The organism is Roseateles chitinivorans, assembly GCF_050632145.1.
Classification (GTDB): Bacteria; Pseudomonadota; Gammaproteobacteria; order Burkholderiales; family Burkholderiaceae_C; genus Roseateles; species Roseateles chitinivorans_B.
This window is the reverse complement of the sequence record NZ_CP192577.1, coordinates 3785036-3811887: the sequence shown is the minus strand read 5'-3', so window position 1 is coordinate 3811887 and position 26852 is coordinate 3785036. Positions and strand designations below refer to the sequence as shown.

At 68.0% G+C, this 26852-nt stretch carries 29 protein-coding genes and 2 pseudogenes; 23 read left to right on the top strand and 8 right to left on the bottom strand.

Annotated elements, in window-relative coordinates; all coding sequences use genetic code 11:
- Positions 1–8 precede the first annotated feature (8 nt).
- The 7 genes and pseudogenes from ACQ86G_RS17540 (at position 9) to ACQ86G_RS17510 (ending at position 7038) form a co-directional block, all read left to right on the top strand.
- Entirely contained in the window at positions 9–1046 is a 1038-nt protein-coding gene (locus ACQ86G_RS17540) for a CDP-6-deoxy-delta-3,4-glucoseen reductase (RefSeq protein ID WP_431256527.1), read from the top strand.
- 106 nt (positions 1047–1152) lie between these two features.
- Positions 1153–1897 (top strand): annotated as a pseudogene (locus ACQ86G_RS17535) (2OG-Fe dioxygenase family protein).
- A 128-nt stretch (positions 1898–2025) separates the two neighbouring features.
- Entirely contained in the window at positions 2026–3132 is a 1107-nt protein-coding gene (locus ACQ86G_RS17530; protein ID WP_431256526.1) for a Glu/Leu/Phe/Val family dehydrogenase, read from the top strand.
- A 245-nt stretch (positions 3133–3377) separates the two neighbouring features.
- Complete coding sequence (locus ACQ86G_RS17525; RefSeq protein WP_431256525.1) at positions 3378–3710, top strand: CHRD domain-containing protein; 333 nt, start codon at positions 3378–3380, stop codon at positions 3708–3710.
- Positions 3707–3997 (top strand): CHRD domain-containing protein, encoded by a 291-nt coding sequence (locus tag ACQ86G_RS17520; protein WP_431256524.1) that lies wholly within the window; start codon positions 3707–3709, stop codon positions 3995–3997. The genes ACQ86G_RS17525 and ACQ86G_RS17520 overlap by 4 nt, the downstream gene beginning before the upstream one ends.
- 186 nt (positions 3998–4183) lie before the next feature.
- Complete coding sequence (locus tag ACQ86G_RS17515) at positions 4184–6403, top strand: hybrid sensor histidine kinase/response regulator (RefSeq protein ID WP_431256523.1); 2220 nt, start codon at positions 4184–4186, stop codon at positions 6401–6403.
- A 170-nt stretch (positions 6404–6573) separates the two neighbouring features.
- A complete protein-coding gene (locus tag ACQ86G_RS17510) occupies positions 6574–7038 on the top strand; it encodes a hypothetical protein (RefSeq protein WP_431256522.1) in 465 nt (154 codons plus the stop codon).
- 114 nt (positions 7039–7152) lie between these two features.
- Here the strand turns inward: ACQ86G_RS17510 and ACQ86G_RS17505 are convergent, their stop codons facing one another.
- A complete protein-coding gene (locus ACQ86G_RS17505; RefSeq protein WP_431261436.1) occupies positions 7153–8130 on the bottom strand; it encodes an alpha/beta fold hydrolase in 978 nt (325 codons plus the stop codon).
- A 66-nt stretch (positions 8131–8196) separates the two neighbouring features.
- Here ACQ86G_RS17505 and ACQ86G_RS17500 point away from each other — a divergent pair, with 66 nt between their 5' ends.
- Positions 8197–8706: an RrF2 family transcriptional regulator gene (locus ACQ86G_RS17500; protein WP_431256521.1), complete on the top strand. Its 510-nt coding sequence runs from the start codon at positions 8197–8199 to the stop codon at positions 8704–8706.
- A gap of 70 nt (positions 8707–8776) precedes the next feature.
- Here the strand turns inward: ACQ86G_RS17500 and ACQ86G_RS17495 are convergent, their stop codons facing one another.
- Positions 8777–9013, bottom strand: coding sequence for a hypothetical protein (locus ACQ86G_RS17495; RefSeq protein ID WP_431256520.1), 237 nt, complete (start codon positions 9011–9013; stop codon positions 8777–8779).
- 178 nt (positions 9014–9191) lie between these two features.
- Between ACQ86G_RS17495 and ACQ86G_RS17490 the strand changes: the two are divergent.
- Positions 9192–10603: pseudogene (locus tag ACQ86G_RS17490) on the top strand (PLP-dependent aminotransferase family protein).
- Between the two features lie 36 nt (positions 10604–10639).
- Complete coding sequence (locus ACQ86G_RS17485) at positions 10640–11002, top strand: hypothetical protein (protein ID WP_431256519.1); 363 nt, start codon at positions 10640–10642, stop codon at positions 11000–11002.
- Positions 11003–11061: 59 nt separating this feature from the next.
- Here ACQ86G_RS17485 and ACQ86G_RS17480 read toward each other — a convergent pair whose 3' ends face one another.
- Positions 11062–11235 carry a hypothetical protein gene (locus tag ACQ86G_RS17480; RefSeq protein WP_431256518.1) on the bottom strand — a complete coding sequence of 58 codons (174 nt, stop codon included), beginning with the start codon at positions 11233–11235 and terminating at the stop codon, positions 11062–11064.
- 119 nt (positions 11236–11354) lie between these two features.
- Between ACQ86G_RS17480 and ACQ86G_RS17475 the strand changes: the two genes are divergently transcribed.
- Complete coding sequence (locus ACQ86G_RS17475; protein WP_431256517.1) at positions 11355–11777, top strand: hypothetical protein; 423 nt, start codon at positions 11355–11357, stop codon at positions 11775–11777.
- A 223-nt stretch (positions 11778–12000) separates the two neighbouring features.
- On the top strand, positions 12001–12672 hold the full coding sequence (locus ACQ86G_RS17470; protein ID WP_431256516.1) for a hypothetical protein: 672 nt from the start codon (positions 12001–12003) through the stop codon (positions 12670–12672).
- A gap of 115 nt (positions 12673–12787) precedes the next feature.
- Here the strand turns inward: ACQ86G_RS17470 and ACQ86G_RS17465 are convergent, their stop codons facing one another.
- From ACQ86G_RS17465 to ACQ86G_RS17450, 4 genes are all read right to left on the bottom strand, one after another.
- Entirely contained in the window at positions 12788–13348 is a 561-nt protein-coding gene (locus ACQ86G_RS17465; protein WP_431256515.1) for a hypothetical protein, read from the bottom strand.
- Between the two features lie 105 nt (positions 13349–13453).
- Positions 13454–14377 carry a hypothetical protein gene (locus tag ACQ86G_RS17460; protein WP_431256514.1) on the bottom strand — a complete coding sequence of 308 codons (924 nt, stop codon included), beginning with the start codon at positions 14375–14377 and terminating at the stop codon, positions 13454–13456.
- Positions 14378–14379: 2 nt separating this feature from the next.
- On the bottom strand, positions 14380–14820 hold the full coding sequence (locus tag ACQ86G_RS17455; RefSeq protein ID WP_431256513.1) for a hypothetical protein: 441 nt from the start codon (positions 14818–14820) through the stop codon (positions 14380–14382).
- Positions 14821–14852: 32 nt separating this feature from the next.
- On the bottom strand, positions 14853–16232 hold the full coding sequence (locus ACQ86G_RS17450; protein WP_431256512.1) for a TAXI family TRAP transporter solute-binding subunit: 1380 nt from the start codon (positions 16230–16232) through the stop codon (positions 14853–14855).
- A 380-nt stretch (positions 16233–16612) separates the two neighbouring features.
- Between ACQ86G_RS17450 and ACQ86G_RS17445 the strand changes: the two genes are divergently transcribed.
- Positions 16613–17095: a GreA/GreB family elongation factor gene (locus tag ACQ86G_RS17445; protein WP_431256511.1), complete on the top strand. Its 483-nt coding sequence runs from the start codon at positions 16613–16615 to the stop codon at positions 17093–17095.
- A gap of 31 nt (positions 17096–17126) precedes the next feature.
- Entirely contained in the window at positions 17127–17819 is a 693-nt protein-coding gene (locus ACQ86G_RS17440; RefSeq protein WP_431256510.1) for a glutathione S-transferase, read from the top strand.
- An 87-nt stretch (positions 17820–17906) separates the two neighbouring features.
- Here the strand turns inward: ACQ86G_RS17440 and ACQ86G_RS17435 are convergent, their stop codons facing one another.
- The gene (locus ACQ86G_RS17435) at positions 17907–18884 is read right to left on the bottom strand and encodes an AraC family transcriptional regulator (protein ID WP_431256509.1); all 978 of its coding nucleotides are present in this window, start codon (positions 18882–18884) and stop codon (positions 17907–17909) included.
- Between the two features lie 145 nt (positions 18885–19029).
- On the opposite strand from ACQ86G_RS17435, the gene ACQ86G_RS17430 reads away from it, so the two are divergent.
- The 9 genes from ACQ86G_RS17430 (at position 19030) to ACQ86G_RS17390 (ending at position 26827) form a co-directional block, all read left to right on the top strand.
- A complete protein-coding gene (locus ACQ86G_RS17430) occupies positions 19030–19581 on the top strand; it encodes a carboxymuconolactone decarboxylase family protein (RefSeq protein WP_431256508.1) in 552 nt (183 codons plus the stop codon).
- Positions 19582–19638: 57 nt separating this feature from the next.
- Positions 19639–20847 carry a PAS domain S-box protein gene (locus ACQ86G_RS17425; protein ID WP_431256507.1) on the top strand — a complete coding sequence of 403 codons (1209 nt, stop codon included), beginning with the start codon at positions 19639–19641 and terminating at the stop codon, positions 20845–20847.
- Positions 20844–21509 carry a response regulator gene (locus ACQ86G_RS17420; RefSeq protein WP_431256506.1) on the top strand — a complete coding sequence of 222 codons (666 nt, stop codon included), beginning with the start codon at positions 20844–20846 and terminating at the stop codon, positions 21507–21509. The genes ACQ86G_RS17425 and ACQ86G_RS17420 overlap by 4 nt, the downstream gene beginning before the upstream one ends.
- Positions 21510–21619: 110 nt before the next feature.
- Positions 21620–23032: a CmpA/NrtA family ABC transporter substrate-binding protein gene (locus ACQ86G_RS17415; RefSeq protein WP_431256505.1), complete on the top strand. Its 1413-nt coding sequence runs from the start codon at positions 21620–21622 to the stop codon at positions 23030–23032.
- Between the two features lie 13 nt (positions 23033–23045).
- On the top strand, positions 23046–23960 hold the full coding sequence (ntrB, locus tag ACQ86G_RS17410; RefSeq protein WP_431256504.1) for a nitrate ABC transporter permease: 915 nt from the start codon (positions 23046–23048) through the stop codon (positions 23958–23960).
- A 4-nt stretch (positions 23961–23964) separates the two neighbouring features.
- Positions 23965–24789, top strand: coding sequence for an ABC transporter ATP-binding protein (locus ACQ86G_RS17405; protein ID WP_431256503.1), 825 nt, complete (start codon positions 23965–23967; stop codon positions 24787–24789).
- Positions 24786–25229, top strand: coding sequence for a cyanase (gene cynS / locus ACQ86G_RS17400; protein ID WP_431256502.1), 444 nt, complete (start codon positions 24786–24788; stop codon positions 25227–25229). Before ACQ86G_RS17405 ends, cynS begins: the two co-directional genes overlap by 4 nt.
- 210 nt (positions 25230–25439) lie before the next feature.
- On the top strand, positions 25440–26111 hold the full coding sequence (locus ACQ86G_RS17395; RefSeq protein ID WP_431256501.1) for a hypothetical protein: 672 nt from the start codon (positions 25440–25442) through the stop codon (positions 26109–26111).
- Between the two features lie 8 nt (positions 26112–26119).
- Positions 26120–26827 carry a hypothetical protein gene (locus ACQ86G_RS17390; RefSeq protein ID WP_431256500.1) on the top strand — a complete coding sequence of 236 codons (708 nt, stop codon included), beginning with the start codon at positions 26120–26122 and terminating at the stop codon, positions 26825–26827.
- Positions 26828–26852 lie beyond the last annotated feature (25 nt).

Sequence of the window (26852 nt, the reverse complement as noted above, 5' to 3'; positions counted from 1 at the left end):
TCCCCACCATGAGCTTCCAGGTCACCGTCCTGCCCGCCGGCCGCAACTTCACCGTCGACGACGACGAAACCGTGCTGGCCGCCGCCATCCGCCAGGGCATCGGCTTGCCTTACGGCTGCAAGGACGGCGCTTGCGGTTCCTGCAAGAGCAAGCTGATGGAGGGTCAGGTCGTGCACGGCGAGCATCAGACCAAGGCGCTGCCTCCCGAGGATGAAGCGGCCGGCTTCATCCTCACCTGCTGCGCGAAGCCGCAGACGGATTGCACCGTCGAGGCCCGCACCGTGCCCGGTGCCGGCGAGTACCCGGTGCTCAAGCTGCCCAGCCGCGTGATCACCGTCGAGAAGCCGGCCGGCGACGTCGCCGTGATCAAGCTGCAATTGCCGGCCAACCAGAACCTGCAGTACCGCGCCGGCCAGTACGTCGAATTCATCCTGCGCGACGGCGCGCGGCGCAGCTACTCGATGGCCAACGCGCCGAGCCGCCTCGGCACGCCGCCGGCGATCGAGCTGCACATCCGCCACATGCCCGGCGGCAAGTTCACCGACCACGTCTTCGGCGCGCTGAAGGAAAAGGACATCCTGCGCATGGAAGGCCCGTTCGGCAGCTTCTTCCTGCGCGAGGACAGCGACAAGCCGATCGTGCTGCTCGCCTCGGGCACGGGCTTCGCGCCGATCAAGGCGATCCTGGAGCGCATCCAGGACCAGGGCATCACCCGCCCGGTGACGCTGTACTGGGGCTGCCGGTCCAAGGCCGACCTCTACCTGCACGACTGGGCGGAAGCCACCGCGGCGGCGATGCCCTCGTTCAGCTACGTGCCGGTGCTGTCCGAACCCAAGGCCGAGGACGGCTGGACCGGCCGCACCGGCTTCGTCCACCAGGTCCTGATGGCGGACCTGCCCGACCTGTCGGCGCATCAGGTCTACGCCTGCGGCGCACCGGTGATGGTGGAGTCCGCGCAGCGCGACTTCGTCGCGGCCTGCGGCCTGCCCGCCGAGGAGTTCTACGCCGACGCGTTCACTTCCGAAGCCGACAAGCACACCGGCTGAGCCGGAGCCACAAGCGGTGGGCCGTCCATCCACGGAACGCCCGCGCAAGGCCTTGTTCCCGGCGTGACGTGTGCCATCCCGGGCGCGACGTTCCATACTTTCGGACATGAAGCATTTCCCGCCGCCCTACTCCAGCGCCGCGCAGTTCGAACAGCAACTGCAGGACCTCGGCCACACCGTCATCGCGCCCGAGAGCCTGACGCACTGGCTGCACTGCCAGGCCGGTGAGCTGCGCGGGCTGCAGACCCACTGGAACGACCTGCCCCCGACGCCTACCTGCGCGACGGCGGCCGTTACCGCTTCCGGCGGCACGCCAGCTTCGTCGTGGACTCTCAGGCCGATCCGTCGGTGCGGCTGGCGCCGCATCGTGCCCACTGGCAGCCGGTGGACTACAACGCGCTGCACGGCGGCATCGAGCGCTGGTTCGAGCCGATGGCTCCCGCCGCGGTCGACCTGCCGATCTGGCCGCGGCTGCTGCTGGGCCTGGCCTCGGTGGCGGACCGGCTCAAGGGCGCGCGGCCCTGGTTCGTCGAGGCGCACCAGTTCCGCATCGACACCGCCGGCGGCATCGGCCGTCCGACGCCCGAGGGCGCGCACCGCGACGGCGTGGACCTGGTGGCGGTGTTCATGCTGGCGCGCCACGGCATCAAGGGGGCGAATCCCGCGTCTTCGAAGCCGACGGCCCGCGCGGCCAGCGCTTCACGATGATGGAGCCGTGGACACTGCTGCTGCTGGACGACGAGCGCGTGATCCACGAGACCACGCCGATCCAGCCGATCGATCCGGCGCATGCCGGTCACCGCGACACGCTGGTCGTGACGCTGCGCGCGGACGCCTTCATGGGGCGCTGAGCGCCGACCTGCAGCGTCGGCCTCCAGCACAAGACGCTAAACTTCGGGACCCGCGCGCCACAAGCGAGGCGGGCCCCGCCGGATCGCCACGGTCCGGTCCTCTTCAAGCATCACAAGTGCAGGTTCCCATGAACGCCATCACCGACCTCGCCCGCGCGCTCGCCGCCGGCTCAACCGACGCCATCCCCTCCTCGCTCTTCGGTCTGCCCGACCAGGCCCCGCACGAACGCGTGCTGCTGGCGGCCGATCCGGTGACCGGCCTCAAGGCGATCCTGGCGGTGCACAGCACCGCGCGCGGCCCGGCCTTCGGCGGCTGCCGCTTCTGGAGCTACGACAACGAGCTGGCCGCGCTGAACGACGCGCTGCGCCTGTCGCAGGGCATGAGCCTGAAGAACGCGCTGGCCAACCTGCCCTTCGGCGGCGGCAAGGCCGTGATCATCAAGCCGCAGGGCGACTTCGACCGCGCCGCGCTGTTCGCGGCCTTCGGTCGCGCGGTGCAGTCGCTGCAGGGCGCCTACATCACCGCCGAGGACGTCGGCACCACCACGGCCGACATGAAGGGCATGATGGCCCAGACGCAGTACGTCTCGGGCATCCCGCGCGACGGCGCCTTCGGCGGCGATCCGAGCCCCAAGACCGCCTACGGCGTGTTCGTGTCCATCGACGAAGGCGTCAAGCGCGTGCTGCGCCGCGAGTCGCTCGAGGGCGTGCGCGTCGCGCTGCAGGGCCTGGGCGCGGTGGGCTGGCATCTGGCGGAATACCTGCACCGGGCCGGCGCGAAGCTGGTCGTCGCCGACGTGAACGCCGAGAAGGTCGCGCGCGCGCAGACCGAGCTCGGCGCGAAGGCCGTCGGCATCAACGAGATCCTGTCGGCCGACGTCGACGTCGTCGCGCCGTGCGCGCTGGGCGCGACGCTGAACGCGCAGTCCATCCCGCTGCTGCAGGCCGCGCTGATCGCCGGCGCCGCCAACAACCAGCTGGCCACCGCCGCCGACGGCGACGCGCTGCAGGCCCGCGGCATCACCTACCTGCCGGACTACCTGGTGAACGCCGGCGGCATCATCAGCGTCGCGCGCGAGTTCCGCAACGAAGGCGAAGAGAACGCCGTGATGGCGGAAGTCGGCCAGATCCGCGGCCGCGTCGCCGAGCTGCTGGACCGCATCCAGGTCAGCGGCCAAACGCCGGCCCGCGAGGCGGACGCCTGGGCGCGTTCGCTGCTGGTCAAGCCGGCCTGAAGCCGGACCTGAGCGAGAGCCCCGCTCCGCGATGACAACGGCGCCTTCACGGCGCCGTTTTTACGTCCACACCCCGTTACAACGGACCCTGTGCCGGAATTCCTCGATCCGGTTGCCTCCCGTCCCCGCCAGGGACTTCATCCCCCACGGCGTGCTGCCGGACGCGCACACGCCCGATGCCATCGACGTATACCGCCGCCTGAGTTCCGCGCAACCCGTTGCGGAGCCGAACCCAGGAGTCCTCCATGACGTCCATGAAACCCTTGAATCTGCTGCCGCTGGCGGCCGCGGTGCTGGCAGCCGCGAGCTTCGCCCTGCCTGCCGTCGCGCACGACATCGTGTACACCGCGCCGCTGAGCGGCGGGGCGGAGTTCCCGCCGAACGCCTCCGCCGGCACCGGCCTGGCGACGGTGACCTTCAACGACGATGACTTCACGATGCGCGTGCAGGTCACCTTCGCCGGGCTGACCGGCATCACGACGGCCTCCCACATCCATTGCTGCACGGCGGCGGCGGGCGCCGGCAACGCCGGGGTGGCGACGACGACGCCGACCTTCCCGAACTTCCCCTCGGCGTGACCTCGGGCAGCTACGACCAGACCTTCGACCTGACGCAGGCCGGCAGCTGGAACGCGGCCTTCATCACCGCCAACGGCGGCACGATCGCGAGCGCTTTCGCGGCCTTGTCGACGGGGCTGGCCGGCGGCAATGCGTATCTGAACGTGCATTCCACGTTCGCGCCGGGCGGCGAGATCCGCGGCTTCCTGACCGCGAGCGCGGTGCCCGAACCGTCGAGCTACGCGCTGATGATCGCGGGCGTGCTGGCGGTCGGCGGCCTGGCGCGGCGACGCACACGCCAGGGCTGAACGCCGCCCGACCGCCGCCCGCCCCCGGCGGCGCCCTGTCATCGTCCGACACACGTCGGGGACACGCGCGGCGGTCGGATCCCTTCCTGCCTCGGTATGCTCCAGGCTCCGCCGCCCACGGGGAGCCCGCACGAAGAACGGGCCTCCGATCGGAGCGGCCGCGCGTGCAAGGGAGGACAGGCAAGAATGGTCATCGAGAGGCTCTGGTTGCGCTGGCCCGTGGCCGTGCTCGTCTTCGTCGCGGCGACGTGGCTCAACCTGTCCCTCCAGCCGGCGCTCAACAGCCGCGAGCCGCTGCTGCCCTACTTCCCCTCGCTGGTGATCGTGGGCCTGGTCTGCGGCCTCGCGCCCTCGCTGGCCTTCCTGGTCGCCGCGAGCCTGGCGATCCTGTACTTCTGGATCGAGCCCGTCGGGCAGCTCTTCCCGGTCAATTCGCTGGCGGACGCGGCGCTGGTCGTGCTGTTCCTGCTGACGGGCTCGCTGGTCGCGTCGGTGTCGGCCTGGGCCGGCCGCCTGATGCAGAAGGAGCGCAACAGCCGCCGGCGGCTCAACCTCGCGCTGGCCGCGGGGCGCATGATCACCTGGGACTGGGACGCGATCACCGGCTTCGCCACCACCGGCGGCGGCGCCAGGCTGCTGTTCGGCCAGCACTGGAAGTCCATCGACGACATGCTGGCCGGCATGTCCCCCGAGGACGCGGCGCGCTTCCGCGACCGCTACCGCTACGCCACGCAGAGCGGCGGCCGTTTCAGCCTGGCGTGTCCCATCACGCGCGCGGACAACGGCGAGATCGTCTGGACGCAGTTCGACGGCTACGTGAGCCTGGACGCGAAGGGCCGCGCGGTGCATGCCTACGGCGTCGCGGTCGACGTCACCACCCAGCAGGAGGCGCTGCGCGCCAGCCAGGCGGCCGAGGAGCGTTTCCACCTCGCGCTGCAGAGCGGCAAGGTGATGGCCTGGGAATGCGACGTCCAGGGCCGCTACACCTGGGCGTTCAACACGCCGATGGGATTCACGCGCGAAGCGCTGATCGGCGCGGAGGTCGGCAGCCTGGTCGGCGAGCCGGAGTTCGCCGGCATCGTCCGCGAGGCGGTGGTCACGGGCCAGGCGATGAACCTGGCGCAGCGCACCGCGCACGGCGGCCGGAGCTACCAGCTGCTGACCTCGCTGCGACCGATCATGGCGCACGACGGGCAGGTGCAGCGGGTGATCGGCGCGACGGTCGACGTCACCGAACTGTCGGCGGCGCAGGAGGAGCTGCGGCGCGAGAGCGAGCGCAAGGACTCGTTCCTGGCGACGCTCGCGCATGAGCTGCGCAACCCGATGGCACCGATCCGCTACGCGGTGGCGATGCTGCGGCAGTCGTCCTCCGACGACGCCCGCGCGCAAGCCACGGACATCATCGCGCGACAGTCGGCGCACATGGCGCGGCTGCTCGACGACCTGCTGGACATGAGCCGCATCACGCGCAACGTGGTCGAGCTCAAGCGCCAGGTCATCGACCTGCGCACGGTGGTGAAGCAGGCGCTCGAGGCGATCGAGCCGCTCTACGTCGAGATGAAGCATCGCGTCACGCTGTCGCTGCCCTCGGCGCCGGTGCCGGTCGACGGCGATCCGACGCGGCTGCAGCAGGTGCTGGGCAACCTGCTGGACAACGCGGCCAAGTACAGCCGGGAGCCGGGCGAGGTGGACGTGAATGTCGCGGTCGTCTCGGGTCGGGCGCAGATCACGGTGACGGATCGCGGGGTCGGCATCGCCCCGGCGATGCAGCCGCGGGTCTTCGAGCTGTTCACGCGGATCGATGCGCGCGGTCCGGCGCCATCCGGGCTCGGTATCGGCCTGGCCGTGTCGAAGCAGCTGGTGCAGTTGCACGACGGCACGATCACCGTGGCGAGCGACGGTCTCGGGCACGGCAGCCGCTTCATGGTCAGCCTGCCGCTGGTGGAAGACGGGTCCACCGCCACCGAGACCCGGTCCGCGGGCGCGGGCGACGGCATCCGTCCGGCCACGCCGCCGAGCCGGGGCCAGACGCTGGTCCTGGTCGTCGACGACAACGTCGACGCCGCCAACACCCTCGCCGAGGTGCTGCGCGGCGTCGGTTACCGCGCGACCGTCGCCTTCAGCGGCGAGGAGGCGCTGGCGGTCTTCGATCGCATGCAGCCGCGCGTGGTGCTGCTGGACATCGGCCTGCCCGGCCTCTCGGGGACGGACGTCGCGCGGCGGCTGAGGGCCACACCGGGCGCCGAGCCGCTCGCGCTGATCGCGATCACCGGCTGGGGGCAGCGCTCCGACCGCGAGGCCACCGCCGCCGCGGGCTTCGACGCCCACCTGGTGAAGCCGGTGGAGTTCAACGAGCTGGAGCACCTGATGGCGGAACTGCTCGACGCCGGGCACCCCGCTGCCTGAGCAGCCGCACGCGTCAGCGCCCCCGAGGTTCGACAACCCCAGGAGGGCCGCGGCGAAGACATGCGGCAGGACGCCGGCGAAGACCGGCCGCAGCAGCAGGAGCTGGCATGCCGGTTGCCTGTTGTCGGCGAAGGCCTCAGGAGGAGGCCCCCTCACAACAGGAGTTCGTCATGTCCCTTCGCCACCTTGCTGCCGCCCTCGTCGGCACTGCCGCCCTGCTGAGCGGCATCGGGGCCTCCGCCCAATCCATCGGCAAGGCCTCCGATCCCGAGCGTGACGTGGGCCGCGCGGCGCCCGGGCAGGACAACTCCTACTTCAACGTCACGGCCAAGAACCGCATCCCGGCGCCACTGCTGCCGCTCAAGAAGGGCCAGTGCGTGATCTGGTATCCCGAGAAGGGCATCGCGGAACACACCGGGCCGCTCCCGTGCTCGCCGCTGCCCAAGGTCGAGCCGGGCGGCTGGCTGATCGCGCCGTCGAAGGATCCGGTGATCCTCGAGGCGGCGGTCTATCACGCCGAGAATCCCGGCGTCGTCATCGCCCGCGGCGCCTTCGATGCCCGCACCCGCTACCTGGTCCGCACGCTGGATCCGGACAGCAAGATGGACATCGAGAAGGGCAAGGCGAAGCGCTGAGATTGCCCGGGGACCAGTGCCGCGCATGAAGAAGGAGGAGTTTCGGCTCCTCCTTGACAACGCGCATCGGAACGGGAAGTCGGCGTTCTTGATCTTCGCCCTGCGGCGACTGATCTACAACCCGCGCAGAAAGCCGATCAACGCTGCGTTGACGGCATCCGGCGCCTCCTGCTGCAGCCAATGACCGGCGCCCTCGATCACCTGCGAGGCCGTCAACCGAGGCGCCAAAGCCGGCATGGCCTCGATGATCCGATCCATGCCGGGCATGACCCGACCCACGTCCCGCTCGCCGATCAGATGCAGCGCCGGGACCTCGACCTTCAGTCCATCGAACGCCGCCTGGAGCTCCCAGTTCCGGTCGAGGTTGCGGTAGTAGTTGAGGCCGCCCCGGAAGCCGCTGCGCTCGAAACTCGCCACCATCGCCGCGAGGTCGGCAGCCGCCAGCCACGCGGGCCGCTGGTCGGGGTCAGGCAGTGCGGCCAGCAGGCCGTCGTCGCGGCTCACCATGCCGAAGGGATTCGGCGTGCGCGCATCGTCCCGCGGCCCGGCCTCGCCGGAAGCGGCGAAATAGATCCGGCGAAGCGTCTTGCCGACGTCGCGTTCGAACTCCCGCTCGGCCACGCCGGGCTCGGAGAAGTAGTGCGTGTAGAACAGCGCCGTCTCCGTCCTGGGAAACAGCAGGCTCGGCGGCATCGGCGCGCGCGCCATCAGCGGCACGCCGAGCGCGGCCACGGCACGGAACCGGTCCGGCCGCAATTGCGCCGCCTGCCAGGCGACGGTCGCGCCCCAGTCCCCACCGACGATGACGGCCTCACGCTCGCCGAGCGCGTCGAGAAGCGCGATCAGGTCCCCCAGCACGTCGAGCGTCGTGAACGCGTCGACGTCCGCCGGCGAGTCGCTGCCGCCATACCCACGAAGGTCCGGTGCGACGGCCCGGAAGCCCGCCTCCGACAACGCCTTGAGCTGATGCCGCCATACCCGCGAGGTTTCCGGGAAGCCATGGCAGAGCAGGACCAGCGGACCTTCGCCCTGCTCTCTCAGATGCAGGCGGATGCTGTTCACTTCCAGGGTGTATTCACGAGCGGCGGTCATGGCGGCAATGAGCGATAGTGTCGAACCCGGAGAATATCGTAACTCGTCGAGTTGCACAAAAGACCCATGGCCCAGGACACCCGTCTCGCCCGTCTGCTGCATGTGCTGATCCACATGCACCTGCATGGCGGCACCACCACCTCGGCGACGCTCGCCCAGATGCTGCACACCAATGCGGTGGTGGTGCGACGGACGATGGCCTCCCTGCGCGCGGCGGGCCTGGTGGGTTCCACGAGCGGACGCGGCGGCGGGTGGGTACTGGCGCGCGAGCTGGATCACGTCACGGCACGCGATGTCTACGACGCCATTGCCCACGCATCGACCTTCGCGATCGGCCCGGCCCAGGACAACCCCAGCTGTCCGGTGGAGGCGGCGGTGAACGGGTTGCTGGGCGACGCCCTCCAGGACGCCGAGCGCGCGCTGCTGGAGCGGCTGGGCGCGCGGACGCTGGCCGACCTCGCGCGGGAGATCGTTGCCAGGAAACCCGCGGCGCGTTCCCGCACTCCGGCCCGCGGGTCGGATCAGGACAACAAGACGGGGATGGCGTCGGGCAAGGCGAAACGCCGAGCGGCGTGATCCCGCACATGGCCTGGCGCGTCATCGCCGCTCAGCCGGAGCGGTCGACGACTCCCGGCGGATGCCATCATCAGAAAGTCAGATCCAGGCCGAGCTTCGTGCCAAGGCTGAAGGTCAGGACCACGAGGCCGACGACCAGCAGCACGAAGACAAGGGCCACGATGGCGCTCGTGCGAAGCACCGCGCGCTGCTTCCCCGCCCCCTTCTCCTTCTTCGCCCGGTCGTAGTGCCACTTGATGGCGTAGAACATGCCAATGCACAGCACGCTGGCCTTGAACACGATGAAGACAGTGGGGACCCATTCCATGATTGCCGATCTTCCTTCCGGGTTGCCACTGTGCTCCCGGCGACATCAAAAGTACAGATTCAGATTCTTTGAAAAACACCAGATCAGATGGACTCCCGGGAGGGAATTCGCAGTGGGCTGAGTGTTGCCGATACAGTGGCATCGTTCCACGCGACGGGCCATATCAGCATCCCACCTCATGAAGCGCTACGAAGCCCTTGCCGATGACCTGGCGGCGTCCATCGCGGGGGACAGCTGCGTCCTGGCGACCGCCTGCCTTCCGTCCGCGAAGCGAGCAAGGACCGCGGTGTCAGTCCCTCCACCGTCTTCGAGGCGTACTACCTGCTGGAGGCCCGCGGCCTGATCGGGGCGCGGCCACGATCCGGCTACTTCGTCAGCCAGGCGGCGATCCCGCATCCTGAGCCCCACGCGTCGGACCCGCTGGCCGAAGAACGCAAGGTCGAGGTGTCGGACCTGGTGTTCCAGGTGCTCGAGCTGTCGCGCAACCGGGCCGTCGTGCCGCTGGGCTCGGCGTTTCCGAGCCCGACCCTGTTCCCGCTGGACAAGCTGGCACTGTCGCTCGGCAAGGCGATGCGCGGGCTGGATCCATGGCGCACGGTCGAGGACCTGTCGCCGGGCAGCGCCGAGCTGCGGCGCCAGATCGGCCTGCGCTACCTGGGCGCCGGGTGCAAGGTCGACGCGGACGAGGTCGTCGTGACCAACGGCGCGATGGAGGCCTTGAACCTGTGCCTGGAGGCGGTCACGAAGCCGGGCGACCTCGTCGCCATCGAGTCGCCGACCTTCTATGGCGCCTTGCAGGCGCTGGAGCGCCGCGGGCTCAAGGCGGTCGAGGTAGCCACCCATGCGCGCACCGGCGTCGACGTGGCGGCGCTGGCGGCCGTCTTCGACCGCCATCCGGTCAAGGCGTGCTGGCTGATGCCGAATTTCCAGAACCCGCTGGGCAGCTTGATGCCCGATGCGGCCAAGGCGGCGCTGGTGGCGCTGCTCGCCGAGCGCGAGATCCCGCTCATCGAGGACGACGTCTACGGTGAGCTGTATTTCGGTTCACGCCCCCGGCCCGCCAAGGGCTGGGACAAGACCGGCCTGGTGCTGCACTGCAGTTCGTTCTCGAAGTCGCTGGCGCCCGGATTCCGTGTCGGCTGGGCGGCCGCGGGCCGGTTTGCCCGGGACGTCAGCCGTCGCAAGCTCATGAGCTCATTGGCCACCCCGGTGCCGATGCAGGAAGGCTTGAGCGAGTACCTCCGGCGGGGCGGCTACGACCGGCACCTGCGGCAGCTTCGGCAAGCACTCGTCACGAACCGTCAGGCCGTGCTGAGGACCATCGCCAAGTGCTTTCCTCCCGGCACCCGTGTCACGCAGCCGGAGGGCGGCTATTGCGTCTGGGTCGAGCTGCCCGCGCAGATCGATGCGCTGGAACTGCACCGGGTCGCCCTGTCCCACGACATCAGCATCGCGCCGGGGCATCTGTTCTCGGCCGATCGCCGCTTCACGCACCACCTGAGGCTCAATTTCGGGCATCCGGACAACGCGCAGGTCGAGGGGGCGCTGAGGACTCTGGGGCAGATTGCAAAGGCGGTCGGACCTGCATAATTCTTGCAATTCAACAAGAACCTGGAACTGGGCGAGATGCGCCTGGGCACCAAGGAGGCCATGGAGGCGCGCGGAATCCCGGGGCGTACCCTGATGATGTCCGAACCGTTCCCGGCGACACCGGGTGCGCTTCGACCCAGCCACGTCCTGTTCGTCAAGATGGAGCGGGCCCAAGCCCACCTGTCGATGCCGATCGAGTTCTTCTGGAATGCCGAGATCCAGGAAGTGGCGACCGGCCAGACGCTTTGGAAAGGCCATGTCGCGCTGAGGTCCGGCGGTGACGGGATCAGCGCAGAGGCGCAGGAACAGAGCAAGAAGGAGAAGCGCAGGAAGTTCGGCGACAGCCTCATCAAAGCGCTGCAGGACGCCGGGGTGATCACGGCGCCCAAGAACGGCTGAGCTTCACACACGGAAATGGGGACCGATCCGGTTGGATGGTTCCGTCGGACCTCTACCCATTACAAGCTGCCCAGCATCAGCAGCACGAGCCCGATCGAGCTGAACAGCAGAATGTCGCGCCACTGATCAGGCCCCGGAAGGATGGCCTTGACCTCGCCGTCGCACTCGCGGATCAACACCGGGACGAGCTCGCCCACGGCGGGGCCGCGCTTGGCGGAAGCGCTCCCGCGCATGTGCGCGCGCTGTCCGTTGCGAAGCTCGAAATGCACACGGTAGAACCGGCGAGGGCCGTCGCTGAGGTAGTGATGCTCGCTCTCGTGTGCCGTGTCAGGCTTCCGATAGAGTCTGCATGATGAGCTGCATCCTCTTGCTCGACGACGGTCGTGCCTTGCATCGGTCCAATCTCGGCTATTCAGTGATGCTCGAGCTGGTGTCCCGTGAGGTTTCGGATGCACATGCCAAGCTTGGCGTTTGGCTCGCTGATATGGCGGATCGGACGGCACCGTATGGTGAATTTGATCTGCGAGGTCTGACCGAAGAACATCGTGCTGAGTTTTGGTCTGCAGCGGCACGGGCCTTGGAATCGGCATACCAGCGTCACGGATCGGAAGAGTCGTTGTGGCCGAATAACTCCTATGGTGCCGAGTGCTTGGCACATCTCATGCGCATGCGCCGGAGCATTGTTTCGGGCGAACCGCCGTCTGCGTTCAATGACCTGAACGACGTGATCGAGTTCGACGGAAAAATGGAGGACCTGGATCACCTCTGGGGATGATCGGTAGCGGCGCTGTTGCCACATCGCTGGCACACTGCGCCCAGACTGTTTTGAGAGGTTCAGGACACCCGAACGTAGACTGCAGCCAGCTCGGCATGGATCAAATCGCCCTGTACCAATGCATCCGAGACGCGGGCTGCGACGTGCTGACGGCGGTGGATCGCACGGCGCTAGCCAACATCCAATCCATAGCGTTGAGACGGCATCACCTTTTCTCTGCACCATGAAGAAAATACTCGCATCATTGCTTGCGCTGGCTGGTGTTGCCGGACCAGCCCAGGCTCAGCCGAAGGTGCAGTCGCTCGATCCCAAAACGATCCTCTTCACGACGCCGACTCTCTCAGATGACCTGGCTCAACTGGATCCAATGCATCGGAATCCGAGCAATGCCGATTTCGTCTTCCACGAGGATGAATGGAGTCAGGTCGAATTCTTCCCGCGGTCACAACTCGGCGAAGTGCAGCGCTTGCTGACGGAGTACAAGTCCTTCGAACGCGCCCATCGTGTTCAACACGGCTGGCGCCAGGTCTATGTGCGGAAGATTCGTCGCATCCCTGTGCTCTCAGGATTCGAGGCAACGCATCAACTCGAGGGTCTTCTCGGTGCCAAGGCCGGCGCGGCACCGGTGTTGTTCTCTGGTAGCTCGGTGTCCGGCAGCGTCAAGAACGGCTTCTCTTTGCCGCTGGGCGGCAACGTGACGCTATACGGATACCGCGACACGCATGGAGTTCCGATCTTGGGAGCGTTCGTCGGGAAGAATCCCGATGACTCGAAACTGACCAATGCATTCATGAAGCTCAACTCGGAATTCGGTCTGATCCTCGTCGACTGGCGCGCTCAGTTGGTTCTGGTGTCTATTTCGTCGTCTGGGCAAGTCGAGGCCTGGCGACCTTGAGGACACTTCACCTGCCTGAAGCGGAAGTCAACGCCAGGCTGGAGGCGGCCCCATGGTCGCGATGCGCTCCGCGCAGGGGTCCGACCTGCAAGACCACAGCGGCTTATCCGCAGACTCAATCTCTCAAGGCTGCCTGAACTGGCTCCCAGAACCAGACACACCCGGTCAGGTGGCGCGCATCAAGCGGCTGGTCAACCAGTCTGACAGCCGTTGCCACACCTCGCTCCCGGAACAGTTCCGCCACCCGTTGCAGGTCGCGTCGCGTCCCGGTGAGCCAAAGGCAGTCTTGCTCAGAAAGGCTGCTCGCCCGATGAATTGAGCACTCCAGCACCTGGCGAAGCCGAAGGATCGCTTGCTTGTCAGAGCGAGGAAAGCCGGCGGTGAGGACATAGCACTGTCCATTCGCCACCCGAAGATCGTACTTGTCCTGAAGGTAACCCTCCACGGAGCCCCCACTACCGACGATCTCGATGAGCCCGGTATCGACGTCGACCAAATACGCGTTGACACCGACATAGCATCGCGAAGCATCACCGTGCAGAACATAAGCCGCACTGTTGGCCCGGATGATCCAGTAGTCGCTTCGATCCGACAACGAACATGATTGCACCGCCCAGGGTTCGCCATGGACGAATTGCGTGAGTACCAGCTGGCAGGCTTCACGATCAGTGAGCATGGTGCGAGAGGCTTTCTGCAGGACGAGTAGCTTCCTTGAACGGTCTGTTCTGTTCCCGCCTGATCGGCGCCGAACCCGCGGCCCGCCTCACCGCACGGGCTTCATTCAAGGCGGCGACTGGCGCCCGAAGCGCAGCGCAATCAACTGAGAACCCAACCCGCTTCCAATGAAGACGGCGCGGCGATTGGAAGAGAGTTGACCCAGCCAGTCGAAGGCGCCACCGTCGCCCAGCGGGAGCTCTTCTCCGTCGGGCGCTGAAACCCAGATCCGATAGCGCAGTCCGCCCGAGTAATAGGGATGTTCCAGCGGTTGGACTTCGGCGTTCAGGATATCGGCGATCCGGCCCCCGAGTTGTCGCTTCTCCGCCGAAGCAAGCACCTCCACGCGAGCGCGGCCCAGAGAGTGGCCAAGCCGTTCGAGTCGGAGTAGACCCGCGAGCATCGTGCGCACATGCAGTACGACCGTCTCGATCGTGAAAGCATGATCCTTGCGCTCAACGCCCCCGCTCCCCAAGGCAAAGAGACGAAAGTGTTGAGCGTATCCCGGTTGCCTCGGAACAGGTTGGGCACGAAGGATGCGCTGGCTCGTGGCCAAGTGAACGTCGGCCCCTGGTCGTGCCCGCATTCGCAGGGAACATTCCAACGCGAGAACATTCGTCGGGTCCGATACGACTTCGGTCGCTCGCAACGCGGTCAGGACGCGATTCTGATGAGAAGGTCCGACCACCGAGCAAGCCCCCATCGGGGCCACCGGTGACAGCTCGACGGCCTCGAAGCGCTCGGCAGCTTCCAGCAATTGACCGTCGATGGCAAGCATTGCACGGAGGTCAACCGCCGACGGTGCGCAAAAGGGATCGCGGCCATATTGATCGACCAGCTCGCTCGCGCATCGCGCTTCGGCTCGCGCATGCATCACTTCAAGCAGCAGCGATTGAAGCGCAGAGCCTGTCAAGCCGTCCGCCAGTCGACTGAAGGCCGTTTCACCGACCGAATCGACGATCCACGAACGATCTGCCATCGATGACGCCATGCTCAGACCTTGGCGAGGAAGGCCGCTGCATCACCTGCTTCGCACTTCCAGTCGGCGAAGACCCCGACCAGGTTGCATTCCACGCAGTGGCAGGCAATGTAGTACCAGCGCACGTCATGGGTGCCTTCGTACACGGAGACGCCGGATACCAGCTCGAAGACCTCGTTCTCGCACACGCACTCGTGGGTCTCAGGCGCGGCTCCGTCGACGTAGTCCGCGCTGTCGCCCATCAGGTGTTCCAGCCCGCAGTCGGTGCAGGTGCGGATGGCCACACCGGCCTCTTCATCCGTCTGCAGCGCGAAGGTCTTGCATCCGCAATCGCATTTGGACGTGGCAAATCGGGTGGCCTCATGGCGATTCGCCACGCTGTAGCTGCGCAGTTCTGCTTGGGTGTCGCCGGACGTGGTCCCGTACCAGAACTCGCCCTTCTTCGTCAGTGCCATGGATGCAGCCCCATTCCTCAATCACTCGTTGATCACTCGGTCAGCCCGTCCGCTGGCCGGGACCGCTGCGCCATCAGGCGCTTGCGCACCGCATAGATGTTGTTGCGCAACGCGTACAGCTCTTCGGCATAGGACAGCGGCACCGCGATGCGGTGCGTGACGCGATCCAGCTCGTCCAGCTCGTCGAGCAAGGCCTCGCGCTCGCCCGTGCCGGTTTCGAGCTTGGCTTCCACCTCGCGCAGCCGCGCATACCAGCGGAACACGCGGGAGCGCACGCGGAAGGTGTAGAGCGGCGGCACCACGCGCGACAGCGGCAGCATCAGCACCAGCAGGCCGCCGACCACCAGCCACATGCGTTCCAGCAGATTGCCGGCCCAGAACGGCAGGTAGCGCGCCCAGGCCGGCGGCGTGCCGTTGATCGCGCGGTCGCCCTCGGCACTGACCGGCAGCTCGCTGGTGCGGGTGTTGGGGAAGTCGCGCGCGCCGTTGAACCAGCCGGCCCCGCTGTGCTGGCCCAGCGCCGCCTGCGCGAACAGCTGGCGCAGCGCGGGGTGCGTCTGCTCGCGCGCCAGCAGTGCCGTGGTGGTGGCCAGCAGCGGCACGTCGTGCGGCGGCAGATCGGCCGCCAGGTCCACCACGCCGCGCGGCAGCGTCACGGTGGACAGGAAGGGCAGATGGCGCGAGTAGGCCTCGTTCTGCTCGAAGGCCATCAGCGCAATGCCCGGGTCCCGCAGCAACGAGCGGACCAGGCGGGCCTGCGGCGCCGAGATCAGCACCGCGGCGTCCAGCCGGCCCTCGCGCAACGCCGCGCCGGCGGCGTCGGGCGCCAGATTGGACAGCTGCAGATCGGTCGGCTTGAGGTGGTTCAGCGCCAGCAGCCTCTCGACGATCTGCGGGACGCCGCTGCCGTCCTGGTCCACATTGACGCGCAGGCCGCGCAGCTGGGCCAAGCGCTCGAGTTCGCCGCCGGGCTGGCGGCGCGCGATGCCGAGATCGCGGCGGTAGAAGATCCAGATCGGCTCGTAGAACAGGCTGCCCAGCGAGACGATGCCGGCCTCGGTATCGGCCACCGGATCGGCCATGCCGCCGCGGACGAAGCCCACGTCGGCCGTGCCCGCGCGCAGATGGGCCAGATCGTCCTGCGCGCCTTCGCTGGCGATCAGCGCCACCTGGATGCGTTCGCGCGCCAGCACCTTCGCGTAGCCCTCGCCGAAGCCGGCGTAGGCACTGCCTGCGGGGCCGGTGGCCAGCCGCACCTGGCGCGGCGGCTGCGGATCCAGCCACCAGTAGGCCGCGACCAGCAGACCGCCGCCGAGCAGCAGCAGCGGCCCCATCGAGACCAGCATGTCGCGCACCGTCTGCACCAGCAGGCGCAGGCTGCGGGTGGCATGCCATTGCTGGATCGGGGTCATTGCCGGCCGTCCTGCGCGGGCAAGGCCCAGGCGTGCGCGATGCAGGGCGGCCTGCGGGCCTGGGCCTCGGCGTGAGCGGTGGCCGCAAGGGGAGCGTGATCGTGATGCCGAGGCGTCGCATGGGGCGGGGACTTTGCCGGTGGAGGACCAGCCCATCGTATTCGAGGCGTGCCGGCCGGGCTGTTACGCTCGCGTTCGCCGCAGAGGTGCCTGAGGCCGCACGCAGTGCGGCGGCTGCCCAGCGCCGCCGCAGACCTGGGTCAGGCGGCCCAATGCCGGGCGATGCCCGGCGATGTCCCGTGCATCCGCCACGTCGATGCCGAGGCCCCTCACCGTGCGCTTCAACCCAATGTGGCCTAGCAAGCTGCCCACCTTTCATCATGGATAAATTCTTGCTGCAGCAGCAGGTGCTGGAACGGCTCGCCGAAGACCTGCTGCAAGCCGAACGGGCCGCCCGCGCGGCGCATGAAACGGCGACTCACGAAGAGAACATCGCCGAGAACAAGTACGACACCTTGGGTCTCGAAGCCGCCTACCTCGCCACCGGCCAGGCCCGCCGCGCCGAGGCCATCCGCCAGGCGATGGCCCACTGGCGCCAGTTCCGCCCGCGCGCCTACGACGCCAGCAAAGGCATACAGCTCGGCGCGCTGGTCTGCCTGATCGATGCCGACGGCAAGCAGCAACATCTCTTTCTCGGCCCGGATGGGGGCAGCATGCAGCTGGTGAGCGGCGCTCAGCTCGTTCAGGTCATCAGCAGCGAGGCCCCGTTGGGCAGGGCCATGCTGGGCAGATGTGAAGGTGACGAGGTGTCGATACAGGTCGCCGCCATCCGGCAACTGTTCGAGGTGCTGCAGGTTCATTGAGCCGCGAGCAACAGCTGCAAAGACCTTGGCCATGCAAGCATCGACACCGACGACACCGCACACACCTGCCTCTTCTCCTGGCCCACGGTTGCCGCGGCTCTACACCTTTCGCCGCTGCCCCTACGCGATGCGCGCACGGATGGCGCTGCTGCAGGCCGGGCGGCACTTCGAGGCGGTGGAGGTCAGCCTGCGCGACAAGCCGGCAAGCCTGCTGGCCTTGTCTCCCAAGGCGACGGTTCCCGTGCTGCAGTTGCCCGATGGCCGCGTGATCGAGGAGAGTTGGGACATCATGCGCTGGGCGCTGGCTGTGCCCGATGCGCAGGGCTGGTGGGCGCGGGCGCAGTCGCCCGCCAACCTCGACCTGCTGCAGCGGAATGACGGCGACTTCAAGCATCACCTGGACCGCTGGAAGTACCCCCAGCGCTACGCGAGCGAGACCCTCGCGACGGACGCGCACCGCGACCAGGCGCTGGAGGTGCTCCTGCGCCCGCTGGAGGCACGGCTGCGCAGCGCGCCCTGCCTGGGTGGCGCCACGCCCTGCGCCACCGACCTGGCGGTGCTGCCCTTCGTCCGTCAGTTCGCCTCGGTGGAGCGGGAATGGTTTGCCACGCTGGACTTGCCGTCGGTACGGTCATGGCTGAACGGCTGGCTCGTCGACCCGCTCTTCGCTGCCTGCATGCACAAGCTGCCCGCGGACGGCGTGAATCGCTTTCCGCCGCTCTGACCCTTGTCTGGCTGTCGATCGGATCTCGACTTTCGCCTCCCTCTGCTACAGACGGGCGGCAGCGCATCCGGGCCATGTCGAGACCGATCAGGCATCCTGGGGCCCAGTCGACGCCACCAGCCCTTGCCGCCACTCCCTCGGCGACCGCCCCACCCGCTGCGTGAAGACCCGCGACAGCGCCGATGCATTCGCATACCCGAGCTGATCGGCGATCTGCTTGATCGAGCGGCCGAGCCGCAGTTGCTCCTGTGCCAGGCTCAATCGCCAGTCGGCGAGGTACGCCGCCGGCGCCTGCCCCACCAGCGCGCGGAAGCGCGCCGCGAACGCGCTGCGCGACATGCCTGCGCGCTCGGCCATGCGCGCCAGCGACCACGCCTCGCCCGGCGCCTCGTGGACCGCCGCCAGCGCGAGCGCCAAGCGCGGGTCCGACAGACCTGTCACCAGTCCAGGCTGAACGCCCGCCTCCGCCGGATGGTCGATCAGCCAGCGCAGCAGCTGGATCAGCACGACCTCGAACAGCCGGTCCGCCAGGATGCGCTGGCCGCAGCGCAGTCGCTCGGTCTCCGAGAACAGCAGCTGCAGCGACAGGTCCAGCCCCTCCACCCGCGCCAGCGGCAGCAGCACCAGCGGCGGCAACGCCCGCACGAGCGGATTGAGCGCGCCACCATCGAACTCCAGCTCCGCGCAGGTGAAGTCCGAACCCTCGCGCGGCGGATTGCGGAACTCATGCGCCACGGGACGCGGATAGAAGAGCAGCGACGGCTCGTCCACACGCAGCCTGCGCGGCAGGCCGGCACCGGCGGGGTGACGCAGCTCCATCTCACCGCGCTTCATCACATGCAGGAAGCCCCGCCCCGGCAACGGGTCGAAGGGGTTGACCCCGCACAACGGCCCGACGTGGAACAGCCGCGCGCGCACGCGGAAATGCTCCAGCAGCGACGACAGGCGGTCGATCGGCGGGAGCGACGCAGTCGCTGCCTTCGATGCCTTCGATGCCTTCGATGCGGCGCCGCCCGCAGTCGTGGTCGCGGCGGCCGGGGACGTGGACGTGGACTTGGCAGCCATGGACGTTTGGATGCGTTTGATGGATGAAACGCGGCCAATGGTACTCCTTCGAGGACCACACTGACGTCCAGCAGCGAACGACCTCCGGACGCTGCCTGACACCACCCAACGACCTCAATCCACGCCACCGCTGAAAGGAAACATCATGCCCACCACTTCCCGCGTCGCCCTCGTCGACCCCAAGCAAGCCCAGGGCGACGCCAAGGTCGCGCTCGACCAGATCCAGGCCGCCTTCGGCGCCACGCCGGCGATGTTCCGCGCCGTCGCCAACTCACCCGCCGCCATCAAGAGCCTGTGGGGCAGCTTCGGCGCCCTGGGCGGCGGCGTGATCCCCGCCAGGCTGGGCGAGCAGATCGCCGTCGCCATCGCCGATCTCAACGCCTGCGAGTACTGCCTGGCTGCGCACACCGCGCTGGGTCGCAAGGCCGGCGCCTCGTCCGACGAGATGGCCGCCGCACAGAGGGGCGAGTCCGCCGATCCGAAGACCGCCGCGGCGCTGCGCTTCGCGCTGAAGGTCGTCAACGACCGCGCCCAGGTCAACGACGGCGACGTGCAGTCGCTGCGCGACGTCGGCTTCGACGATGGCGCCATCGTCGAGATCCTCGCGCACGTCGCGCTCAACCTGTTCACCAACTACGTGAACGTCGCCTTCGCCGTGCCGGTCGACTTCCCGTCGGTCAAGCTGCGTCGCGCCTGAGCACGTCTGAGCGCAGTCGGCGGTCGACGTGGCACATCCCTTGCACACCAGCGGGGCATGTTTCCGCCGACCGCCCTGCCCGCTCCCGCCGCGACCGCCAACGCCGTCGCCGACCCGGCCTCGCCCGACGAGGCCGCGCGCCGTCTGGCGCTGCTGCTGGCAAGCACCGGCGAGGGCATCTTCGGCATCGACATGGACGGCCGATGCACCTTCGTGAATCGCGCCGCCTGCGACACGCTGGGCTGGCGCACCGACGAGGTGCTCGGCCGCAACATGCATGCGCTGATCCACCACTCACATGGCGACGGCAGCGGCTATCAGGAATGCGACTGCCCGATCTTCAACGCCTTCCGCCGCGGCGACCCCTGCCGCATCGACGACGAGGTCCTCTGGCGCGCCGACGGCAGCGCCTTCCCGGCCGAGTACTCCAGCTACCCGCTCTTCGAGCACGGCGAGGTCCAGGGCGCCGTCGTCACCTTCGTCGACATCTCCAAGCGCAAGCACGCCGAGGAGCTGCTTCGCGCCAGCCACGACCAGCTCGAGCGCCGCGTCGCGGATCGGACCTCGCAGCTCCGCGAGCTCGCGCATCACCTCGAGGCCGTGCGCGAGACCGAGCGCAAGCGCATCGCCCGCGAGATCCACGATGAACTGGGCTCGCTGCTGGTCGCGCTGAAGATGGACGTCAACTGGCTGGAGCGCCGCGTCGGCGACATCGCGCAGCGCGACACGATGGTCGCGAAGTGCCACCGCATGGGCGGACTCGTCGACACCGCCGTGGACGCGGTCGGCCGCATCATCACCGACCTGCGCCCGAGCATCCTCGATCACCAGGGCCTGTGGGCCGCGCTGGAGTGGCAGGCGCAGGAGTTCCAGCTCGCCGGCAGCGACGAGCGCGAGGTGCGCTTCCGCATCTTCGTCGCCGCCGACGTCGTCCCGCCCGAAGGCGGCCTCGCGATCGCGGTGTTCCGGATCTTCCAGGAAGTGCTCTCGAACGTCGCGCGCCACGCGAAGGCCTCGCACGTGGACATCCGCATCGACGTCGACGCACCGCCGCAGCCGGTGCTTTATCTCCAGGTCAGCGACGACGGCATCGGCGCGCGCGACGAGGCGCTCAACGACGCCCGCAGCTACGGCGTGCTCGGCATGCGCGAGCGCGCGGCGCAGTTCGGCGGGAGGCTGGGCATCGCCAGCGCGCCAGGGCGCGGCACGACGGTGCGGCTGGTCATGCCGCTCGAAGGCGCGGCACCGGAAGGGACGTCGTCATGACGATCCGCGTGCTGATCTGCGATGACCACCGCATCGTGCGCGAGGGCATCAAGCAGATCCTCGCCGAGGCCAGCGACCTGCGCGTCATGGGCGAAGCCGCCAACGGGCCCGAGGCCATCCAGCAGGTGCGCGCCGGCGCATCGGCAGGCTCGGGTCCGGACGTCGTGCTGCTGGACATCGCGATGCCGCAGCGCGACGGGCTCGACATCCTCAAGGCGCTCCGGAGCGAGTTCCCGAAACTGCCGGTGCTGATGCTCTCCACCTACCCGGACCGGCAGTACGCGGTGCGCAGCCTCAAGCTGGGCGCAGCGGGCTACCTCAACAAGAGCGCCGACAGCGAGCAGATGATCGACGCCGTGCGCACCGTCGCGCGCGGCCGCCGCTTCATCACGCCCAGCGTCGCCGAGCATCTGGCCGCCGCCATCGGCGACGGGTTCGCCGCGGACGACGGCGTGCCGCTGCACGAGGTGCTCTCGCACCGCGAGCACCAGGTCTTCCAGATGCTGGTGGCCGGACGCAGCGTCGGCGAGATTGCCGAGCAACTGGTCCTGTCCTCCAACACCGTGTCGACCTACCGCGCCCGCATCCTCGAGAAGACCGGTGTGCGCAACGACGTGGAGTTGACGCTCTTTGCCGTGAGGCGGGAGTTGCTCGCGCCGTGAGGTGGGTCGTGTAGTGCTGGCCCTACACGAGAACCACGTCGCGCACGATGTCGCGTTCCGTCGCGCTTTCCTAGAGTGGAGTCCTCCGTCCACCGACCTGGAAAGCAGCGATGAGCGACCTCCGCCACGACCCTTACGACGCTGATCGACCGCTGCTGATGCGCTGCGCCTGCGGCCGGCACGGCAGCGAAGCCGAGCACGCCCGCGAGCTGGACCGTGACCGCGCCGCGGCGACGCTGCGCCAGCGCGCCGGTGCGATGGACACATCGGACATCGAGCGGGAGTCCAACCAGTTCGTCGAAGCCGCGCTGGTGAAGGCGCTGTTCCCGCAGGACGCGCTGCGGCGTCGTTTCCTGCGCGCGGTCGGTCGCGGCAGCGCGATGGCCGCCATCAGCAGCGTGCTGCCGATCGCGCCGCTGCAGGCGATGGCGCAGGAGCGCGGCGCGCTGGAGAAGAAGGATCTCAAGATCGGCTTCATCCCCATCACCTGCGCGACGCCGCTGATCATGGCGCACCCGCTCGGCTTCTACGCCAGGCAGGGACTGAACGTCGAAGTCGTGAAGACCGCCGGCTGGGCGCTGATCCGCGACAAGATGATCAACAAGGAGTACGACGCCACGCACTTCCTCAGTCCGATGCCGCTGGCGATCAGCCTGGGCCTGGGCGCGACGGCCACGCCGATGAACGTGGCGACGATCCAGAACACCAATGGCCAGGCGATCACGCTGGCGATGAAGCACAAGGACAGGCGCGATCCGAAGTCGTGGAAGGGTTTCAAGTTCGCCGTGCCCTTCGAGTACTCGATGCACAACTTCCTGCTGCGCTACTACGTGGCGGAAGCGGGCCTCGATCCCGACCGCGACATCCAGATCCGCGTCGTGCCGCCGCCGGAGATGGTGGCCAACCTGCGCGCCGGCAACATCGACGGCTTCCTCGGCCCGGACCCGTTCAACCAACGCGCCGTGTTCGAGGAGGTCGGCTTCATCCACATCCTCTCGAAGGAGCTGTGGAACGGTCACCCCTGCTGCGCCTTCGGCACCAGCACCGAGTTCATCCAGAAGAATCCCAACACCTTCGCCGCGCTGTACCGCGCCGTGCTGACCTCCGCCGCGATGGCGCGCGAGGCGCGCAACCGCGAGCTGATCGCCAAGGTCATCGCGCCGCAGGCCTACCTCAACCAGCCGGAGACGGTGATCGCGCAGGTGCTCACCGGCAAGTTCGCCGACGGCCTGGGCAACGTGCGCGTGGTGCCGGACCGCGCCGACTTCGACCCCATCCCCTGGCAGAGCATGGCCGTCTGGATGCTCACGCAGATGAAGCGCTGGGGCTACCTGAAAGGCGACGTGAATTACAAGCAGATCGCGGAGAAGGTCTTCCTGCTCACCGACGCGAAGAAGCAGATGAAGGCGCTCGACCAGACCGTGCCGGACGGCGCGTATCCGAAGTTCAACGTGATGGGCAAGACCTTCGATCCCGCGCAGCCCGATGCCTACGTCGCCGGCTTCGCGATCAAGCGCGCGTGAGCGGAGATCGTCGATGACCTCGCTGAACGCTCGCGCCGCCCTGCTCTCGCTGCTGATCTTCGGGCTGCTGCTGGGCATCTGGCACCTCGCAACGATGAGCACCGGACCTGCCGCGTCCGCGACGTCTGCCGCAGCGCCAGCGATGACGCCCGAGCAGATCGAATACGCGAAGCTGATGGGCAAGCCCGTGCCCGCCGACGCCGGTGGGAACGCTGGTGGGAGCGGTGCCTCGCCCGTGGCAACCAAGAGCGGCTTTCCGACGCTCGCGCAGATGGGCTCGACCGTCGTCCACCACCTCGCCGATCCGTTCTACGACAAGGGCCCCAACGACAAGGGCATCGGCCTGCAGCTGGCGTACTCGCTGGGGCGCGTCGCGCTGGGCTACCTGCTCGCGGCGCTCGTCGCGATCCCGCTGGGCTTCGCGATCGGGATGAGCCCGCTCATCCACCGCGCGCTCGATCCCTTCATCCAGGTCCTCAAGCCCATCTCGCCGCTGGCGTGGATGCCGTTGGCGCTCTACACGATCAAGGACTCGGCGGCGAGCGGCATCTTCGTGATCTTCATCTGCAGCGTCTGGCCGATGCTGATCAACACGGCCTTCGGCGTCGCCGGCGTGCGCAAGGAGTGGCTCAACGTCGCCCGCACGCTGGAGGTCCGCCCGTTGCGCCGCGCGGTCGAGGTCATCCTTCCCGCCGCCGCGCCCACCATCCTCACCGGCATGCGCATCAGCATGGGCATCGCCTGGCTGGTGATCGTCGCGGCGGAGATGCTGGTCGGCGGCACCGGCATCGGTTACTTCGTCTGGAACGAGTGGAACAACCTCAGCCTGCCCAACGTGGTCTTCGCGATCCTCGTGATCGGGCTGGTGGGCATGGCGCTGGACGGGTTGTTCGCCCGCGCGCAGAAGGCGGTGACCTATGCGGATTGATCCGATGGAACACGGCGCCGCGGCGGCGGTCGATGCCGCGCCCGTGCTGGTCCGTGTCGAAGGCCTGGCCAAGCGCTACGGCGACACGACCATCTTCGAGGACGTGGACTTCACGCTGCGTCAGGGCGAGTTCGTCTGCATCGTCGGCCACAGCGGCTGCGGCAAGACGACGATCCTGAACACCCTCGCCGGCCTGGAGCGGGCGAGCGACGGCCACGTCATCGTCGACGGCCGCGAGGTCGTGGGGCCGGGTCTTGACCGCGGCGTCGTCTTCCAGGGACATGCGCTGATGCCCTGGCTGACGGTGCGGCAGAACATCGCCTTCGCGGTGCGCAGCAAGTGGCCGGACTGGCCGAAGACAAAGGTCGACGAGCAGGTCCGCAAGTACGTCGCCCTGGTGAGCCTGACGCCGGCGCTCGACAAGAAGCCGAGCCAGCTCTCCGGCGGCATGAAGCAGCGCGTCGGCATCGCCCGCGCCTTCGCGATCGAGCCGCGGATGCTGCTGCTCGACGAGCCCTTCGGCGCGCTGGACGCGCTCACGCGCGGCACCATCCAGGACGAGCTGCTGAAGATCTGCGCCGCGACGCGGCAGACGGTCTTCATGATCACGCACGACGTCGACGAAGCCCTGCTGCTCGCCGACCGCGTGATGCTGATGTCGAACGGCCCGCATGCGCGGGTCGCGGAGATCGTCGTGAACACGATGCCGCGCTCGCGCCAGCGCGCCACGCTGCACCACGATCCCCAGTACTACCCGATGCGCAACCACCTGATGGACTTCCTGGTGGAGCGCAGCCATCCCCTCACCCCGCCAAGGAGCATCCCATGAGCCGACTCGACGTCACCGAAAAGATCATCGCCACCAAGGTGGCCAAGGGCCTGAAGTGGTCCGACGTGGCCGAGCAGGTCGGCCTCAGCAAGGAGTGGGTCACGGCCGGCTGCCTCGGTCAGATGACCTTCGACGATGCCCAGGCCGCGACGCTCGGGGCGATCTTCGACCTCACCGAGGCGCAGACGCAGTGGCTCAAGGTCGTGCCCTACAAGGGCAGCCTGCCGACCCCGGTCCCGACCGATCCGTTGATCTACCGCTTCTACGAGCTGATCAGCGTCTACGGCACCACGTTCAAGGAACTGATCCACGAGGAGTTCGGCGACGGCATCATGAGCGCCATCGACTTCCGCATGGACCTGCAGCGCGAGCCCGATCCGAAGGGCGATCGTGTCAGCATCGTGATGAGCGGGAAGTTCCTGCCGTACAAGACCTACTGACCGCCCAATGAGCGCCATTGAGTGCCCACCAACAGCCCACTGAGCGCCCACCAACAGCCCACTGAGCGCCCACCGGACCAAAGTCACTCGCAGGCACGGCCGGCCCCGGCTTAAGCTGGGGTCCTCCCAGCTGGACCCTGCCGCCGTGCCCGCCCTGCCCCCTGGACCTCTCGGTCTCGACACCAATACCCCCAGATCGACAAGGGCACGATGTGCCTGCAGCGCTCGCTGCCGCCCGGGTCCGTGTGCGTCACGAACGAGGCGCAGACCCGCGCCAAGCCGCTGGACGCGCAGGCACGCAAGCTGGCCGCCATCGCCTACGGCGAGGCCTCCACGGCCAATGATGCCGACGAGATCGGCGGCATCGCGTGGGCCGTCGCCAACCGTTGCCGGGCCTGGGGCGGCAAGACCGTCGACCAGCTGCTGATCGCCGACCCCAACTACACCTACGCGGTGAAGGACGGCAACGTGCGTTATGGTCAGTTCATGACGGCCTCCGAAGCGGCCATCGAGGCCGACGCCGGCATGAAGATCGCCCGGCAGGCCGCGGAGAATGCGCTCGCGCAACGCGGCACCGATCCGGCCAACGGCGGGTACTGGTGGGACGGCAAGGACTTCAAGACGAACTACAAGAACCACCCGAAGGTGAAGGACGGCTTCCGCTTCGGCGCGCCGGCGCACAACATCTTCGGCGTGAAGGAAACGACCAACGAGGAAGTCATCACCTGGTGGACGGCGATGAAGAAGGGCGTGCTGGTCAACACGAAGGAGCGCGGTCGCTACACCGCCATCTGGGTGTCGACGGCGGCGCACGGCTCGACCATTTTCTGGACGCATCCGCAGGACTACGTCACCGCCACCGGCGGGAAGGCTTATCGGTGAGACGAATGATGAAGTGGCAGATTCGAAGCGGTCTGGCGATGGTGTTCGCCGGCCTCGCAGCCGGTGCCTTCGCCGATGCGGGCGATGCGGGCGATGCGCCGCAGGTCTTCGACGGCTATGAGGCGTTCTACGCCACGCTGCCGGATCCGCTGTTCACCGCGGGCGATGCGCGCAAGCGCAGTGCCGGCGGGCTGGGAGAGCCTGCCGGCGACTTCTGGAAATGGACCGCGCAGGGCAAGGCCCGCGTGCTGTCGCTCACCGGTCCGGACGCGGTGATCGACGGCCGCCGTCTGCCGGCGTCCCGCGCGCAACGGTTCGACGGCGAAGGCCTGGCGCCCGCGCTGGGACGATCGGCCACGGTGTATGCCAATGACGAGGCGGTCTGCATCGAAGGGGTGCCGGGCAGTGCCAGCGGCACCGCCGTCCGCCACGTGCGGGTGACGCTGATCACGCAGCCCTACGGTGCCGTCGCGAAGCGGTTCGAGCTGCCCAGCCTCTTCGCGAGTTGCCTGGGACTGACCCGCATCGACAAGGACGTCGCCAAGGGCATCGGCTTCTACCGGGCAAGCTACCGCTGGCCGAAGAGCGCACCGGCGCCGGAGGGCGTGACGTTCGAGTCCTTCGCCTTGAAGGGCGGTGCGTTCATCCCCTTGCAGCAGACCGTGACAGCCACCTTCGTCGAGACCGACAACGTCTACCGGTTCACGACGCGTTGAGCTAGCCGCATAGAATCCTCCGCAT

Coding starts and splice junctions, on each gene's coding strand:
- ACQ86G_RS17540 (WP_431256527.1), top strand. CDS start 9: ATGAGCTTCCAGGTCACCGTCCTGCCCGCCGGCCGCAACTTCACCGTC.
- ACQ86G_RS17530 (WP_431256526.1), top strand. CDS start 2,026: ATGAACGCCATCACCGACCTCGCCCGCGCGCTCGCCGCCGGCTCAACC.
- ACQ86G_RS17525 (WP_431256525.1), top strand. CDS start 3,378: ATGACGTCCATGAAACCCTTGAATCTGCTGCCGCTGGCGGCCGCGGTG.
- ACQ86G_RS17515 (WP_431256523.1), top strand. CDS start 4,184: ATGGTCATCGAGAGGCTCTGGTTGCGCTGGCCCGTGGCCGTGCTCGTC.
- ACQ86G_RS17510 (WP_431256522.1), top strand. CDS start 6,574: ATGTCCCTTCGCCACCTTGCTGCCGCCCTCGTCGGCACTGCCGCCCTG.
- ACQ86G_RS17505 (WP_431261436.1), bottom strand. CDS start 8,130: ATGACCGCCGCTCGTGAATACACCCTGGAAGTGAACAGCATCCGCCTG.
- ACQ86G_RS17500 (WP_431256521.1), top strand. CDS start 8,197: ATGGCCCAGGACACCCGTCTCGCCCGTCTGCTGCATGTGCTGATCCAC.
- ACQ86G_RS17495 (WP_431256520.1), bottom strand. CDS start 9,013: ATGGAATGGGTCCCCACTGTCTTCATCGTGTTCAAGGCCAGCGTGCTG.
- ACQ86G_RS17485 (WP_431256519.1), top strand. CDS start 10,640: ATGCGCCTGGGCACCAAGGAGGCCATGGAGGCGCGCGGAATCCCGGGG.
- ACQ86G_RS17480 (WP_431256518.1), bottom strand. CDS start 11,235: ATGCGCGGGAGCGCTTCCGCCAAGCGCGGCCCCGCCGTGGGCGAGCTC.
- ACQ86G_RS17475 (WP_431256517.1), top strand. CDS start 11,355: ATGAGCTGCATCCTCTTGCTCGACGACGGTCGTGCCTTGCATCGGTCC.
- ACQ86G_RS17470 (WP_431256516.1), top strand. CDS start 12,001: ATGAAGAAAATACTCGCATCATTGCTTGCGCTGGCTGGTGTTGCCGGA.
- ACQ86G_RS17465 (WP_431256515.1), bottom strand. CDS start 13,348: ATGCTCACTGATCGTGAAGCCTGCCAGCTGGTACTCACGCAATTCGTC.
- ACQ86G_RS17460 (WP_431256514.1), bottom strand. CDS start 14,377: ATGGCGTCATCGATGGCAGATCGTTCGTGGATCGTCGATTCGGTCGGT.
- ACQ86G_RS17455 (WP_431256513.1), bottom strand. CDS start 14,820: ATGGCACTGACGAAGAAGGGCGAGTTCTGGTACGGGACCACGTCCGGC.
- ACQ86G_RS17450 (WP_431256512.1), bottom strand. CDS start 16,232: ATGACCCCGATCCAGCAATGGCATGCCACCCGCAGCCTGCGCCTGCTG.
- ACQ86G_RS17445 (WP_431256511.1), top strand. CDS start 16,613: ATGGATAAATTCTTGCTGCAGCAGCAGGTGCTGGAACGGCTCGCCGAA.
- ACQ86G_RS17440 (WP_431256510.1), top strand. CDS start 17,127: ATGCAAGCATCGACACCGACGACACCGCACACACCTGCCTCTTCTCCT.
- ACQ86G_RS17435 (WP_431256509.1), bottom strand. CDS start 18,884: ATGGCTGCCAAGTCCACGTCCACGTCCCCGGCCGCCGCGACCACGACT.
- ACQ86G_RS17430 (WP_431256508.1), top strand. CDS start 19,030: ATGCCCACCACTTCCCGCGTCGCCCTCGTCGACCCCAAGCAAGCCCAG.
- ACQ86G_RS17425 (WP_431256507.1), top strand. CDS start 19,639: ATGTTTCCGCCGACCGCCCTGCCCGCTCCCGCCGCGACCGCCAACGCC.
- ACQ86G_RS17420 (WP_431256506.1), top strand. CDS start 20,844: ATGACGATCCGCGTGCTGATCTGCGATGACCACCGCATCGTGCGCGAG.
- ACQ86G_RS17415 (WP_431256505.1), top strand. CDS start 21,620: ATGAGCGACCTCCGCCACGACCCTTACGACGCTGATCGACCGCTGCTG.
- ntrB (WP_431256504.1), top strand. CDS start 23,046: ATGACCTCGCTGAACGCTCGCGCCGCCCTGCTCTCGCTGCTGATCTTC.
- ACQ86G_RS17405 (WP_431256503.1), top strand. CDS start 23,965: ATGGAACACGGCGCCGCGGCGGCGGTCGATGCCGCGCCCGTGCTGGTC.
- cynS (WP_431256502.1), top strand. CDS start 24,786: ATGAGCCGACTCGACGTCACCGAAAAGATCATCGCCACCAAGGTGGCC.
- ACQ86G_RS17395 (WP_431256501.1), top strand. CDS start 25,440: ATGTGCCTGCAGCGCTCGCTGCCGCCCGGGTCCGTGTGCGTCACGAAC.
- ACQ86G_RS17390 (WP_431256500.1), top strand. CDS start 26,120: ATGAAGTGGCAGATTCGAAGCGGTCTGGCGATGGTGTTCGCCGGCCTC.